The following is a 14,774-nucleotide window of genomic DNA, read 5'->3' on the forward strand; positions in this document are numbered from 1 at the left end:
GCAGTTCACCCCCAGCCATCCGTCCATTCATCGACCACCGGGTTGATCTTGTTCTCGCGGAACCGGATCCATCGGACGCGGATGGCCCAGAAGATGGCGAAGAGCAGAGCAAGAATAAAGATGCTGAACCACGGGATGAAGCGCACATCCGGGCCGCTCACGGCGCGCACGCCCACCGCGTTGGGGAAAATCGAGATCAATTCGTTGCGCCAACCGTAGTGCTTGATCGCCACCCATTTGGGCGCTTCTGCTGTGGATTTTAAATCGGCTGCCTCGGCCTGCAGGTTCGAGGTGTCGAACTTGAAATAGGGTGGCCAGCCCCAACCTGTGTCTTCATTCCGATAGACCATGACGCGCCCATTGGTCCGAACGGCTTGGATGAAGAACACATCGCGGTTGGAGGAGGTTGTGTCATTGCCCACATCAGGCGCGGCCCAGAAGATGCTGTTTTCACCAAAATCAATACGCTTTGTGTAGGTGTCGGTGACGCGAGCGACATCGGTTTGTGGCAGTGTGTAGTGTAGAAAAGCCGCGACAAAGACCCACATCAGTGCCCAGAACAGAAATTTCACATAGATCATTTGGGTCTCTCTTACGCGGTCAAAGGGTGCCAATGTCGGGCGTGTGAATTGACCTGCCACGTTCACATGTCATGTTATCGGTGGAAACAACCCTAATTCAACCGACAGGAGGAAAGAATATGTGCGACATCTGTGTGATGAATGCGGTGAAAGACAAGATGCTCTCACGGAGACAGTTCTTTAGCGCGAGTGCGGCCGTTGGCGCCGCCGCTGCAATTGGAACCGTGACGGCACCACCTGCTTTGGCGGATGGACACAGCTCGGTCGAAGATTTAACGCATACCTATGACGATACCTTTCCCACCTATTTCGGAGAGCCGGGTATTTCGATGGAGCAAGTGTTCAATTATGCCGAACACAAGTTCAACCTCCTGAAACTGTCAGTCAATGAGCACACCGGGACGCATATTGATGCGCCTTTGCATTTCTCGGCAGATGGAAACGCGGTGGATGAGATTCCCGTCGACACGCTTGTGGCACCCCTTTGTGTCATTGACGTCGCCGCTAAAGCTGAAGGTGATGCGGATGCGCAGGTGACGCCAGATGACCTAAAAACCTGGATTGCTGCCAATGGCGACATTCCCGACAATGCCTGTGTCGCGATGCATTCCGGATGGGGTGGTAAAACCGGGGGTGACGCCTATCGCGGCTTTGATGGCGAAAAAATGCATTTCCCCGGCTTTCATATCGAAGCGGCAACCATGTTGATGGAAGAAACCGGTGCGCAATCGATGGCGGTCGATACGCTGTCGCTCGATCATGGACCGTCAGCGGACTTTGCAGTGCATTACGCGTGGCTTCCAACAGGTCGGTTTGGGATTGAAAACATCGCCAATCTCGACAAGCTTCCCGCAAATGGTGCCACTATCGTGATTGGGGCGCCCAAACACAAGGGTGGCACAGGCGGCCCAGCGCGAATTATGGCACTCGTCTAAATTTTAAAGGCCCCGGTGTATCGCCGGGGCCTTAGCCTTTTATCCCACGACGTTGAACTCAGGTCCATAAGGATAGCCCGTGATGTTCTCGTTGCCATCTTCGGTGATGATCAGAACGTCATGCTCACGATAGCCGCCTGCGCCGCGGTGATCGTCAGGTAAGGTCAGCATCGGCTCCATTGAGATCACCATGCCGGGTTTGAGCACAGTGTCGATGTCTTCGCGCAGCTCAAGGCCAGCTTCCCGGCCATAGTAGTGAGATAACACACCGAACGAATGACCATACCCGAACGTACGGTATTGAAGCAAGTCTCTTTCGCCCAGGAAATCGTTGATCTTGTGTGCGACCTCCGCACAGCTGATCCCTGGTTTCAACAGCGACATGCCATATTCATGCGCCGCAACGTTGGCTTCCCAAATGGCAAGCGACGCGGGATCGACCTCTCCGACAAACAGCGTGCGCTCAAGAGCGACATAGTAGCCAGAGATCATCGGAAATGTGTTTAAAGACAGGATATCGCCGCGTTCCAGTTTGCGCGCTGTGACCGGGTTATGTGCGCCGTCTGTGTTCATCCCGGATTGAAACCAGACCCAGGTGTCGCGATATTCCGCATCCGGAAAATCCTTTGCAATCGCAAGCTCCATCGCATCTCGACCGGCCATTGCGACGTCTACCTCGCGGGTGCCTTCGCGAATAGCATCGCGGATCGCATAGCCTCCGATATCAGCTATGGCAGTGCACTTACGGATATGGGAAATTTCTGCTATAGATTTTTCCATACGTTGGCGCATTGTTTCTGTAGAGATATCCTTGACGTGGCTTGGGGACAGAAAACTATCGAGCATAGTGCGCTGCACCAGTGTCAGGTGGTCACCTTCGATGCCGATGACTTTGCCTTCGCCTGAAACGGAACGGATTGCGCGCCAGTAATTGTCGCGCTGCCAGTCGGTATAGGTGATATTGTCACCGTAGCACCGGCGCCAGGGCTGACCAGCATCGATGCCGGCGGAAATGGTAACGTTTTCGGTGGGCGTCACAACCAGCGCATAGGGTCGTCCGAAGGCACAGTACAAAAACCCTGAATAATAAGCGATGTTATGCATTGATGTTAGGACTGCGACATCAACGCCTGTCTCTGACATGATACGACGCAACTTGGCAAGGCGCGCCTCATATTCTTCGGGCGCAAAGGGCAAGGGTGCCTTTTCGCCATTGTGAAAACGGTAGAATTCGGGACGTGTGCCCACGAAATCAGTGGATTGGATAGGTGCAGTCATAGTGACCCTCCTTCGTAAAGAAAGGTCCCGGCGTTCAGGACTGTTTGGGATGTGAAGTCCGGCTTGCTGAACGACGCCATCGCTCGCGGACTTACCCGCTTGTTGCGCTCTGGGCGCAATCTGGCAAGATGTTTTGCGACAAAGTGAGGACGGAAACAGACCATGGATGCGAGGCCAGGACAGCGTAATCTGATTACCGATGTGCCGGGTTTACAGGTAGGGCAGGCCCAGGATGACGTTGTCAAAACTGGCGTCAGCGTGGTTATGGGCGCCGCGCCTTTCACGGCTGGTGTGCATGTCATGGGCGGAGCGCCGGGCACCCGAGAGACGGATTTACTCGGGGCTGACAAAGTGGTGGAGCAGGTCGATGCGTTGGTTTTGTCTGGTGGGTCCGCTTTTGGTTTGGATGCGGCCTCTGGAGTTGCGGATGCTCTTCGCAGTGAGGGTCGCGGATTCGCCATAGGCGATCAACGCGTGCCCATCGTACCAGGAGCAATCCTGTTCGACCTTCTTAATGGGGGCGACAAGGCATGGTCCGAGAATCCCTATAAACGTTTGGGTCGAGACGCACTGGCCAAACGCAGCGAGGTCTTTGAGTTGGGCTCTCATGGGGCTGGTACAGGGGCGACCACCGCCGATTTCAAAGGTGGTATCGGATCGGCGTCTTTGGTCCTGCCGGATGGCATAACAGTAGGTGCGTTTGTGGCTGTAAACGCGCTGGGGTCTGCGGTTGCTGGCACTGGCCCAAAATTCTGGGCTGCGCCATTTGAGTTTGGCGATGAGTTTGGCGCTTTGGGTGTTTCAAGCGACCCAGGCGATGTGCAATTGCCAAACACCAAGCTGGGCCAGCATCAGGCGACGACAATCGGCATTGTGGCAACGGATGCAGCGCTAAGCCAAGCGCAGTGCACGCGTATGGCTGTGGCTGCACATGATGGATATGCACGTGCCTTGCTGCCATCCCATACGCCGATGGATGGAGATTTGATTTTTTCACTCTCTACAGCAGATCGAACAGCGCCCGATCTGGCAGGGCAACTTGCCATTGGTCATGCCTCGGCAACCTGCATCTCGCGCGCCGTTGCGCGGGCTGTTTTTGCGGCGCGTCCTGCGGCAGGAGACACGCTGCCATGTTGGGCCGAGGCGTTTGGGTATTTGTGACAAGAAAGAAGCAGGCGGCGTTAGAGCAAAACGTCTTTCATCATCTCGCTATTGGGATCCGAAAGTGCATCGATGACATCGAAATGGTGTTTGTTCGTTGCGATGTGAAGCGGGCAGGACCAGGCTTTGCTCTGCCACTCGGCCTGATCAAGGAAGGCCGGACGCTCTTTGCTTCCGACCCAGATTGACACAGGAACAGATAGGCGATGTGTCATCAAAACGGGGCTCTCGGCAGCAGCACTATCTTCAGTCAGTTTAAAAAGCTCATTCATTGACGTGTGCAACAAGGGTCGCAGATCGGATACAGGAGAGATCGGAAGGATCCGCTTCACTCTCTGCGCGGTCGTTTCTCTCAATAGACCCGGTTCACACATGCGGGACACAAGATGTCCACCTGCAGAATGCCCTGTCAGAATGAGGGGGCCCTCTACGTGTTCAGCGATCGTCTCAATTGCACGGGTGATCTGTTGGGTGATATCGGCGATGCGCACTTCGGGACAAAGATCGTATGACGGCATCGCGACGCAGTATTCGTGCGCCAACGCGCCTTCACTTAGATGGGACCAGAAGCTGCGATCAAACCGCCGCCAATAGCCGCCATGCACGAAGACCAGTGCGCCCTTGGCGGCATCTTTAGGATGAAAAAGGTCAAACGCTTGTCTCTCAGTGCCGCCATAAGGAAGGCCAAGCAATGCGCGTCCCTCGGCGATCAGTACGTCACGATATGCCCCTGCGGCTTTGGCCCAGCGAGGAGGATAGGACATAGCATCGGGAATATACCCGACATTGTCATAGGCATCATCCAGTTCCATGGCACATTCCTCGTCTTACGGCCTAGACAATCCTTGCCCCAAATGCTTAGCCAAGACGAGACGTTTTCTGGGAGGATACGCTATGCTCGATACAACCACCAATCTGAAGTCGCTATTGAAAGACCCTGCGCTTTTGGCCGAGCAAGCCTATGGCGCGGGCGAGTGGATGGACGGGGCGGACGGCACCTTCGAGGTGACCAACCCTGCGCGTGGAGATGTGATCGCCAATGTCGCGGATATGAGCCGCGCGCAGGTGGCTGATGTGATTGCCAAGGCTGAGGCGGCGCAGAAGGATTGGGCCAGCTGGACGGGCAAAGAGCGCGCAACTGTGCTGCGCCGCTGGTATGAGCTGATGATGGAGCATGCCGATGATCTGGCGACCATCCTGACCGCCGAACAAGGCAAGCCGCTGGCCGAAGCCAAGGGCGAGATTGCTTATGGCGCATCTTTCATCGAGTTCTTTGCCGAAGAGGCCAAGCGCATCTATGGCGAGATGATCCCCGGCCATCAGCGGGACAAACGGATCATGGTGCTCAAGCAGCCGATTGGCGTGGCCGCCTCAATCACACCGTGGAACTTTCCCAACGCGATGATCACGCGCAAGGCAGGCCCTGCGCTTGCAGCGGGTTGCTCCTTCGTGGGGCGTCCGGCGAAAGAGACGCCGCTCTCTGCCACTGCGATGGGTGTTCTGGCAGAGCGTGCGGGTATTCCGAAGGGCATCTTCAGCATTGTCACCTCATCGAGTTCCTCAGCCATTGGCAAGGAATTCTGTGAGAACCCGGCTGTGCGCAAATTGACCTTTACTGGCTCGACTGAGGTGGGTCGTATTCTGCTGCGGCAGGCGGCGGATCAGGTGATGAAGTGCTCCATGGAGCTTGGCGGCAATGCGCCCTTTATTGTGTTTGATGATGCCGATCTTGATGCCGCCGTTGAGGGCGCCATCATGTGCAAATTCCGTAACAACGGGCAAACCTGTGTCTGTGCCAACCGCATCTATGTGCAGGCGGGTGTGTATGATGCCTTTGCCAAGAAGTTGCAGGATGCAGTGTCGAAGATGAAGATCGGCGATGGTCTGGAAGAGGGCACGCAGCTTGGGCCGCTCATTAACGCCGATGCGATTGAAAAAGTGCAAGAGCATGTGGCCGATGCCACAGCGAAAGGCGCCAAGATTGCCATGGGGGGCGGAGACCCCATTCAGGGGCTGGATATTTCCTACCACCAACGATCCTGACGGATGTGACGCAGGACATGATGGTCAGCCAGGATGAAACCTTCGGACCTCTTGCGCCGCTCTTCAAGTTCGAAAACGAAGATGACGTGATCGCGATGGCCAATGACACGATTTTTGGTCTGGCGAGCTATTTCTACGCCAAGGATCTCAGCCGAGTCTACAAAGTCGCTGAAGCGCTGGAATATGGCATTGTGGGTGTGAACACCGGGATCATATCGACAGAGGTTGCGCCGTTTGGCGGGGTCAAGCAATCGGGCCTGGGACGCGAAGGCAGCCATCATGGAATCGATGATTACCTTGAGATGAAGTATGTTTGCATGAGCGTTTAAACGAAGGGTCCCAGCAATGGCTTCTCAGGTGGAAAAAGCAAGCTTTTTCAAGGCGCTTCATGTTAACGGCGCGCCGGTCATCCTCTACAATATTTGGGATGCGGGTAGTGCCAAAGCAGTGGCCGATGCTGGTGCTAAGGCGCTTGCCACTGGCAGTGCGCCTGTGGCCATGGCGAATGGGTTCAGCGATGGACAGGCAATGCCACTTGAGCTTGCGCTGGCCAATGTGGCCCGGATCGTCGAGGCCGTTGATCTTCCGGTTTCCATGGATTTCGAAGGTGGATACGCGGTTGATGCCGATGCAGTGACGGCGAATTTCGCGCGTGCGGTTGAAGCGGGCGCGGTCGGGTTCAACTTCGAGGATCAGGTCGTTGGCGGGGAAGGGTTGCATGCAATTGACGTGCAAGCCCAACGCGTCAGCGCGGCGCGAAAGGGTTGTGACATAGGCGGAGTTGGCGCATTTCTCAATGCGCGGACGGACGTGTTTCTCAAAGCGTTCATCGCCAAGCAAGACCCGACACGGGCCATGCTGGATGAGGCAATCACACGCGCGGCGGCTTATGCCGATGCAGGGGCCGATGGGTTTTTTGCGCCTGGTCTGCTCGATCGTGAAATGATCACTGAGCTCTGTGCGGCGGTGTCTTTGCCAGTCAATATCATCGCTTTGCCCGGTGCACCTTCAAACGTGGATCTGGCCAAGGCGGGTGTGGCGCGGATCAGCTATGGGCCTGTGCCGTATCGGCAGATGTCGGCATGGCTGACGGAACAGGCGACAGCCGTTTTTGAGGGCAGTTAAGCCGATCTCAACAAAATTTCAAAGTACTGCCAAGGATTGACCTCTGGCGCGCGTCCAACAATCGTGATGCGCATGGAAGTGACGGATGAAAGCCTGGCCAGGGCGGCGGCGGAAGGGGACGCGGAGGCGTTTACGACCCTCCTGCAGCGCCATTACGGTGGCGTCTTTCGATTGGCGTTTCGTCTGACCGGTGCGCAGGCGGAGGCCGAAGATCTGACACAGGATGTTTGTGCGGCATTGCCTGCGAAACTGCAGGGTTTTCAAGGTTCTGCACGATTTACCACCTGGCTTTACCGGGTTGTTGTGAATGCGGCGCACGACAGTCGTCGCCGCCGTGCGACGCGGGCAAAGTATGCCGATGGCTGGGGCGACTGGGAGGTGGACCGCCGCGCGGCGGATGCTGAAACAGCAGAGGCGCTTGATTGGCTTACCCAGGCGATGCGCGCCTTGCCTGAGGATTTGCGCGACACGTTGGCGTTGGTGCTGGATGACATGAGTCATGCGGAAGCCGCGGAAATCATGGAGGTTTCTCCTGGCACAATCAGCTGGCGCGTCTCGGAAGCAAAGAAACTTCTGCGCGCTTTGCGCGAGAGTGAGGAACGCTCATGAGTGATGATCTTGATGACCTGAAGGCGGCGATGCGGGCCGCTATGCCCACGCCGGATGCGGCGCGGAAGGCCGACGATATTGCCCTGGCGCAGAAAAATTTTACGGCGCTCCAAGAATCCCGGGATGCCGCCCGTCAAACCTCTGAACGCCCCAAACCGGGGCTGATCAGAGGAGTGATGAATATGATCATGCGGATGAACACGCGCGGGGCGCTGACGGCGACCACGGCATTGGTGGCGCTGGGATTGGTGGCTGTTGTGCCGGACTGGCAGACCGCGCCGCGGCTTAACGGGCCGCAGCCGGTGGTTTTGGAGTCGGATGATGTATTGACGGACCGGAGCGAAGACCGGACACGTCAGGTGGCCGAAGAACAATTTGCAACAGAGGCCGCACCGGAGGTGGCGGCTGAGCCTGCACCAGCGGAAGCCCTTGAGTCGGAAAGCGCGCAAGACGCCGAAAGTGCCATCGCGCCCCAAGCTCTGCAACCCAGTGAGACTTTGAAGCGAGAGCAAGCTCCGACAGACGGGCAGACACTGGGTGGTGCAGTGCAGGGATTGGTTCTGCAAGATAGCGAAAACAGCCGTGCATTGATTGCACCGGCTCCTTCGGTGGATGATGTCTATATCCAGTCTGAGGCTAACACCGAGGCTTTTCCCGATGCCGACCCGAACCCATTGAAAGTCACGGCCGAGGAACCGGTTTCGACCTTTTCCATCGACGTGGATACGGCATCCTATGCCGTGGTCAGATCGTCCTTGATGGCAGGGCAGGTGCCACCGAAAGACGCAGTACGCATTGAGGAAATGGTGAACTACTTCCCCTATGACTATGCCGCACCCGAAGGTGATGCGCCGTTTCAGCCGACCGTGACGGTGACGGGAACGCCATGGAATGCCGATACGCAGCTGGTGCATATTGCGATCCAGGGGGAAAACAAATCCTTAACGGAGCGTCCCCCGCTCAATCTGGTATTCCTGATTGATACATCCGGGTCGATGAATGCACCGGCTAAGCTGCCGTTGTTGAAGCAGTCTTTGGCGCTGATGTTGCCGGAACTGACCGAGCGCGACAGTGTTGCGATTGTCACCTATGCAGGAAGTGCGGGGCAGGTTCTTGAGCCGACGCCAGCGACGGACCGGACGCGCATTCTGGAGGCTTTGGACCGGCTGGATGCAGGTGGGTCAACTGCCGGGCAGGCCGGGTTGCAACAGGCCTATGCGGTGGCCGAAAGCATGGCGGAAGAGGGCGAAGTGACCCGCGTCTTGCTGGCCACGGATGGGGATTTCAATGTCGGCCTATCAGACCCCGAGGCACTGAAAGACTTTATTGCCGACAAGCGCGAGAGCGGCACCTACCTTTCGGTTCTGGGCTTTGGTCGGGGCAATCTCGATGATGCGACAATGCAGGCGCTGGCGCAGAACGGCAATGGGCAGGCGGCGTATATTGATACGCTCAGCGAGGCGCAGAAGGTGCTGGTGGATCAGCTTTCTGGCGCGCTTTATCCCATTGCGAATGATGTGAAGATTCAAGTGGAATTCAATCCGGCGGCGGTCGCGGAGTATCGGCTTATTGGGTATGAAACCCGTGCCCTGGCGCGCGAGGATTTCAACAATGACGCGGTGGATGCGGGCGATATTGGGGCCGGGCATCAGGTGACGGCGCTTTATGAGATCACGCCGGTGGGCTCACCTGCGCGATTGACCGATCCGTTGCGGTATGGCGAGGCGGAACTGGCCAGTGATGCCAGTGAGCTGGGCTTTCTCAAGCTGCGCTACAAGCGACCCGGTGAGACGCAAAGTGAGCTGATTGAGCAGCCGATTGTGCCGGGTGGGCAGGCCAATGCCGAGATGCAGTTTACCGCCGCCATCGCAGGGTTTGGTCAGCTTTTGCGGGGAAACCAGTATCTTGGCGACTGGGGCTATGACGATGCGATTGCCTTGGCCAATGAGGCGCGGGGGGTAGATGCGTTCGGCTACCGCGCCGAGGCGGTGCAGCTGATGCGGTTGGCGCAGAGTTTGCAGCGATAGCGCGACTCAGGGTTAACGCGCGGATTCAAAGCGAATTTGGCATGTCGGTATCACGTCGGTATTTTATCGGTGCGACGTTGGTTCGGTCGCCGCGTTAACGGGGCGTTCGATGACCCCAAGACAAAATTAAGCGCCCCGTGGAATGCTCCAGGGGCGCTTGGTTCGTAACGGTGAAGCGTGTTGCTTAGTTTACCGCTTTGGCGTCAACCACGTCTTTGGTGATCACATCGCCACGGGCAATTTCGATCTGACGGGGTTTGAGCGCCTCGGGCACTTCGCGCACGAGATCGATGTGCAGCATCCCGTCTGCGTGGCTTGCGCCATCGACACGCACATGATCGGCAAGTTGGAACTTGCGTTCAAAGGCGCGGGTGGCAATGCCTCGGTGCAGATAAGTGCGCTCGGCATCATCTTCGGATTTGCGGGCCGAGACGATCAGGGCGTGTTCACGCACTTCGACCGAGAGGTCCTCATCGGCAAATCCGGCCACGGCGATCGAAATACGATACGCATCATCGGCGGTTTTCTCGATGTTGTAAGGGGGTAGGTGGGTTGGTTGACGTCGCCGGACAGAACACGGTCCATCATGTCAGCGATTTGGTCAAAACCAATGGATGCGCGGTAAAGCGGCGCAAGATCAAAGTTTCGCATGGGTCATCCTCCATTGAGCGATAACGATATGTTTGCCTTCCCTTTTTGGGACAGGCGAAGGGAACCGGCCCGCTCGGCGGCGCCGGATCCAATATATGTGGGATTTCAGAATTGAGGTTTCAAGATGCTATTAAACACCTGTAAAATCAGGGTTTTGCGAACTTTGCACCGGAGGCAGTTCCGCCTTGGCCGACCTTTACACGCTTGTGTTCGGTGGTTGTGGCGACGGCGGCAGGTGCGGCGCTGCGCAGTTTGCGCTTGAGCGCGTCCAGAACAGGCGGCAGATGCATGCCGTACGCCGTGGTCGTGCCGTCGGGGTTTTTCGATCCGCCGACAACGAGTGACACGATCTGCGCCCGGTAAGCGCCATCGGTGAAGACGGGCGCGCCGGAAGAGCCGAAGGTAACGTCGCAATCAAAAGACACCAGCCCTTTGTGTCTCCAAAGAACGCTGCATTCGCGCTGGCGTGACGGGGCGCGATCACGGCTTTGGCCATAAGACACAACGCTGAGCTTGTCGCCGGGTCGGGGGCTTTCATAGGGCACGAATGGCCCAGCCACCGCGGTGGGGATGGCCTCGGTCAGTTCCAAAAGCGCTGCGTCCGTGCGAATGTTGTCGAGTGTCATGCCGACACCCGGCGCATATCCGTCTGCAACCACGAACCGCCCCACAGAGCGTGTGGCGATTGCGGTGCCATCGCTCAGCCCCGCACGGAATTGCAAGTCCGATGCTTCACGCATTTTGCCGCTGTAGTCAAAAACACAATGCGCGGCGGTTAGGACGAGGTTGCTTGCCACAAGTGAGCCCGTGCAATAACCGTCATCGGTGATATCCACGCGGCCCACGGCCTCCCATCCAAAGAGGTCATCGCGGTCGGACAATCGGGTCAGACTGTCGGCTTGAGACTGGGCGCCGAGCAGGAGCGCGACAGCCGTCAAGGCAGATATGACCGTGAGCCGTTTCAATCTGCTGCGGTCTCCGGTTTGGCGAATTTTGCGCCGGTGTCTCTATTGGATCCGTTCGAAAACAGGCTTTTCTTGCTCTGTGTCTGCAAGCGACCGGTGGAGCGAAGTTTTTCACGCATATCATCGAGCGGTGTTTGAAGTTGCGCGCCCAGAGCAACCTTTTCACCATCCACTTCGGCCATAGCCGAGACGACGGACACCACGCGTGGTGTGCCATCTACGATGGAAAAGACCGGTGCGCCGGACGAGCCGAAGTTCACATCGCAAGACATAACGAGCACGCCGTGTTGACGGGCCAGGACTTTGCAGACTTCTTGCAGTGATGGGGCCTCGGAACGGTCGCGCGCATAGCTGACGACGCCGATTTCATCGCCTTTTTTGGGACGTTCATCGGTGCGGAATGGTACGACGCCTGATTTTGAGATCGGGTGCTGCAGTTCAAGAAGGGCGATGTCGTTGCGCACGCGCTGGGCGTCGACATCTTTGGAAAACACGTAGTCGGGATGGATCACAGCGCGGCGGACCCAGCGATAGGCCGAGGCGCGGCCATTGCGCCAGCCGGCCAGGAACTCAATTTTGGATATATCGACTTCTTTTCCGGTGTGTTTGTTGTAAAGGCAATGCGCGGCGGTCAGAACCAGATCCGGCTCAATGAGCGCGCCTGTGCAAAACCCCTCACCGCCAATATCCAGGCGACCCACGCCTTCCCACAGACGGGTGTCATCACCGGTATCGAGACGTTTCAGAGCACCTTCATCAGCAAACGCAACCGACGCGGCCAGGCCAAGCCAGGCCATTACCAAAAACTTCCGCAAACCCTTACCTCCTGCTTCGATTTGGGCTTACGTGTGTTTTAGGGCAAAAATTTGGCGTTTCAGAGCCCTGCTTTGGCCAATGCGGGTGGTTTTGGACCACCTGTTGCCCAATCGAGCAGTTCTACGGTGTGCACCATGGGGATGTCCGTGCCTGAGCCGATTTGCATCATGCAGCCGATGTTGCCTGCCGCGATAATGTCGGGGTTCTTGGCCTCAAGTGTTTGAACCTTACGGTCTTTGAGCTGTCCTGAGATTTCGGGCTGCATTAGGTTGTACGTGCCAGCCGAGCCGCAGCAGAGATGTGAATCCTTGGGTTCCACCACCTCAAACCCGGCCTTCTTGAGAAGGGTTTTGGGGTGTGTCTTGATCTGTTGGCCGTGCTGCAGAGAGCAGGCGGCGTGATAGGCGATGCGCAGGCCTTTGTCGGCACCTTCGGGGATATCGATCTGCATCAGCAGTTCTGAGATATCCATCGCGATGCCAGAGACGCGCGCGGCATCTTCGGCGAGGGGTTCGTTGCGGAACATATGGCCATAGTCTTTGACCGTGGTGCCGCAGCCCGAGGTGTTGATGACAATCGCATCCAGCCCGACGCCATCCATCTCGCGCGCCCAGGCCGCGATGTTTTTGCCAGCAGTGCCATGGCTCTCGGTGGTTTTGCCCATGTGATGGGTCAGCGCGCCGCAGCACCCTGCGCCCTCGGCCACGACCACCTCACAGCCTAACCGTGTCAGAAGTCGGATTGTAGCATCGTTGATATCCGTGTTGAGTGCCTTTTGCGCACAGCCGGTCATCAGAGCCACGCGTTTGAGTCTCTGTGTCTTGGGCGCAAAGGTTTGCGGGTCGTCATTGCGGCTGACGGGCGGAATTTCCTTGGGGGCCATGGCGAGCATGGCGCGAATGCGCGCGTCAGGTATCAGACGGGCAAAGGGTTTGGCCATCTTGGCCCCCAGCATCGCCACGCGAAAGCGCATCGGGTAGGGGAGGATACGCGCCAGCGTCCAACGCAGAATGCGCTCGAAGACCGGGCGATCGTAGCGCTCTTCGATGTATTCGCGCGCATGGTCCACGAGATGCATGTAGTGCACGCCCGAGGGGCAAGTGGTCATGCAGGCCAGACAGCTGAGGCAGCGGTCGATGTGCTTGACCGTCTTGGGGTCCGGATCCCGGTCGTTTTCCAGCATGTCTTTGATGAGGTAGATACGGCCGCGGGGGCTGTCGAGTTCGTCGCCCAGCACTTGGTAGGTGGGGCATGTGGCGGTACAGAACCCGCAATGCACGCAGGTGCGCAGGATCTCATTCGAGCGCTCTATGGCCGGGTCGCGCAGGCGTTCGGGGGCGAATTCTGTTTTCATGTCAGATGCTTATCATTCTATGTGTAAAAGGATCAGGCCGCCTGGCCCATGAGACCGGGATTGAGAACACCCTTGGGGTCAAACCGGGCGCGCAGTCCGTTTTGCAGCGCCGCGACAGGTGCGGAGAGGGGTTGGAACGCACCGGCCGCGCGATTGCCCCGGATCAAAGTGGCGTGGCCGCCTTTATCTGCCACTGCCGAGCGGATGACCTCTGCTCCGGTATCTTGCGGCATCAGGAGCCAGATCAATCCGCCGCCCCAGTCGTAGACCACGTCTTCGGGCCCAACTTGCGCAACAATGTCGGGGGCGTCGGACGGTTTGACCGACAAGCGCCAGACATCGCCGTCGCGCCCGTGAAATGCGTCAACGTCGCGGATGTTCTGCCAGAGTGTCGCGTTTGCTTGCTGATCCAGTTCAAACTTGACCTCGCCAAGATGCCCGAGCATTTTGAATAGCTCACCAGAGCGATACTTGACGGAGTTTTCGAACCCTTCAATGCGGATGAACGTTTGCGGCGTGCTGTCATTTCCCTTCGGAAGATGCGCGGCGCCGGTGACTTCGTAGGGGGACCCAAGCGCGGCAGAGAGAGCAGAAATCGCCTGAACGTCGGTCAATCCGGCCAGCTTCAGGGTGCCGGTGACATTGCTGCGCGGCAGAACCTTGAGCGCGACTTCGGTTAAAACGCCTAGGGTGCCGTAGCTTCCTGCCATGAGTTTGACGATGTCGTACCCTGTGACATTTTTCATCACGCGGCCGCCGTTGCGGGTAATTTGCCCCTGACCATCGACGAAGCGCACGCCCAGCAGGAAATCGCGCGCGGCTCCGCATTGGATGCGCCGGGGTCCAGAGACATTGGCGGCAAAGACCCCGCCAATCGTCGGTTCCCCCTTGGTGCCTAGCAGGCCGCGATGATCCATGGGTTCAAAGGCCAGACGCTGGTTTTCCTTTGCCAAAGCCTTTTCTATTTCCGCGACGGTCGTTCCCGCCTTGGCGACAAGGGTCAGTGCGCCGGGTTCATAAAGCGCGATGCCACTGATTTTTTGCGTGGTCAAAGGCTGCGCGTTGACCGGGACACCAATAGGTCGCGTACCACCGCCCATCACGCGCAAAGGTTCGGACGTGCTTGAGACGAGTTCGGCCAGCTCGGCCTCGGATGAGGGAGAAAGAGGTTTCATCGTTCCAAAAATACTCCGGAGGTGAGGCCAAAGGCCTCGCAAGACAGGTTGTGG

At 57.6% G+C, this 14,774-nt stretch carries 12 protein-coding genes and 2 pseudogenes; 6 read left to right on the plus strand and 8 right to left on the minus strand.

Translation table 11 applies throughout. The features are described from left to right. Nucleotides 1–5: 5 nt before the first annotated feature. Nucleotides 6–581, minus strand: coding sequence for a DUF1523 family protein (locus tag RZS32_RS08755; protein ID WP_317056610.1), 576 nt, complete (start codon nucleotides 579–581; stop codon nucleotides 6–8). A 119-nt stretch (nucleotides 582–700) separates the two neighbouring features. Between RZS32_RS08755 and RZS32_RS08760 the strand changes: the two genes are divergently transcribed. Continuing rightward, complete coding sequence (locus RZS32_RS08760; protein ID WP_317056611.1) at nucleotides 701–1,516, plus strand: cyclase family protein; 816 nt, start codon at nucleotides 701–703, stop codon at nucleotides 1,514–1,516. 39 nt (nucleotides 1,517–1,555) lie between these two features. Here the strand turns inward: RZS32_RS08760 and RZS32_RS08765 are convergent, their stop codons facing one another. Further along, the gene (locus tag RZS32_RS08765; protein ID WP_317056612.1) at nucleotides 1,556–2,794 is read right to left on the minus strand and encodes an aminopeptidase P family protein; all 1,239 of its coding nucleotides are present in this window, start codon (nucleotides 2,792–2,794) and stop codon (nucleotides 1,556–1,558) included. A gap of 162 nt (nucleotides 2,795–2,956) precedes the next feature. On the opposite strand from RZS32_RS08765, the gene RZS32_RS08770 reads away from it, so the two are divergent. Further along, nucleotides 2,957–3,955, plus strand: a complete 999-nt coding sequence (locus RZS32_RS08770) for a P1 family peptidase (protein ID WP_317056613.1) — start codon at nucleotides 2,957–2,959, stop codon at nucleotides 3,953–3,955. 20 nt (nucleotides 3,956–3,975) lie between these two features. Here RZS32_RS08770 and RZS32_RS08775 read toward each other — a convergent pair whose 3' ends face one another. Continuing rightward, nucleotides 3,976–4,767, minus strand: a complete 792-nt coding sequence (locus RZS32_RS08775) for an alpha/beta hydrolase (protein ID WP_317056614.1) — start codon at nucleotides 4,765–4,767, stop codon at nucleotides 3,976–3,978. Nucleotides 4,768–4,933: 166 nt separating this feature from the next. Between RZS32_RS08775 and RZS32_RS08780 the strand changes: the two are divergent. The 4 genes and pseudogenes from RZS32_RS08780 to RZS32_RS08795 all read left to right on the plus strand — a co-directional run bounded on the left by RZS32_RS08780 (nucleotide 4,934) and on the right by RZS32_RS08795 (nucleotide 9,759). After that, a pseudogene (locus tag RZS32_RS08780) lies at nucleotides 4,934–6,327 on the plus strand (NAD-dependent succinate-semialdehyde dehydrogenase). A gap of 16 nt (nucleotides 6,328–6,343) precedes the next feature. Next, complete coding sequence (locus RZS32_RS08785; RefSeq protein ID WP_317056616.1) at nucleotides 6,344–7,123, plus strand: isocitrate lyase/PEP mutase family protein; 780 nt, start codon at nucleotides 6,344–6,346, stop codon at nucleotides 7,121–7,123. Nucleotides 7,124–7,195: 72 nt separating this feature from the next. After that, nucleotides 7,196–7,732 (plus strand): RNA polymerase sigma factor, encoded by a 537-nt coding sequence (locus tag RZS32_RS08790; RefSeq protein WP_317057877.1) that lies wholly within the window; start codon nucleotides 7,196–7,198, stop codon nucleotides 7,730–7,732. Then, on the plus strand, nucleotides 7,729–9,759 hold the full coding sequence (locus tag RZS32_RS08795) for a vWA domain-containing protein (RefSeq protein ID WP_317056617.1): 2,031 nt from the start codon (nucleotides 7,729–7,731) through the stop codon (nucleotides 9,757–9,759). Before RZS32_RS08790 ends, RZS32_RS08795 begins: the two co-directional genes overlap by 4 nt. Nucleotides 9,760–9,943: 184 nt before the next feature. On the opposite strand, the pseudogene RZS32_RS08800 reads toward RZS32_RS08795, so the two are convergent. The 5 genes and pseudogenes from RZS32_RS08800 to glcE all read right to left on the minus strand — a co-directional run bounded on the left by RZS32_RS08800 (nucleotide 9,944) and on the right by glcE (nucleotide 14,720). Then, a pseudogene (locus RZS32_RS08800) lies at nucleotides 9,944–10,410 on the minus strand (Hsp20 family protein). Nucleotides 10,411–10,556: 146 nt separating this feature from the next. After that, nucleotides 10,557–11,375, minus strand: coding sequence for a trypsin-like serine peptidase (locus RZS32_RS08805; RefSeq protein ID WP_317056619.1), 819 nt, complete (start codon nucleotides 11,373–11,375; stop codon nucleotides 10,557–10,559). After that, nucleotides 11,372–12,172, minus strand: coding sequence for a trypsin-like serine peptidase (locus tag RZS32_RS08810; RefSeq protein WP_317056620.1), 801 nt, complete (start codon nucleotides 12,170–12,172; stop codon nucleotides 11,372–11,374). Before RZS32_RS08810 ends, RZS32_RS08805 begins: the two co-directional genes overlap by 4 nt. Nucleotides 12,173–12,249: 77 nt before the next feature. Then, the gene (gene glcF, locus RZS32_RS08815; RefSeq protein WP_317056621.1) at nucleotides 12,250–13,545 is read right to left on the minus strand and encodes a glycolate oxidase subunit GlcF; all 1,296 of its coding nucleotides are present in this window, start codon (nucleotides 13,543–13,545) and stop codon (nucleotides 12,250–12,252) included. A 32-nt stretch (nucleotides 13,546–13,577) separates the two neighbouring features. Further along, nucleotides 13,578–14,720 carry a glycolate oxidase subunit GlcE gene (gene glcE / locus RZS32_RS08820; protein WP_317056622.1) on the minus strand — a complete coding sequence of 381 codons (1,143 nt, stop codon included), beginning with the start codon at nucleotides 14,718–14,720 and terminating at the stop codon, nucleotides 13,578–13,580. Nucleotides 14,721–14,774 lie beyond the last annotated feature (54 nt).

The organism is Roseovarius sp. W115 (genome assembly GCF_032842945.2).
Taxonomy (GTDB): Bacteria; Pseudomonadota; Alphaproteobacteria; order Rhodobacterales; family Rhodobacteraceae; genus Roseovarius; species Roseovarius rhodophyticola.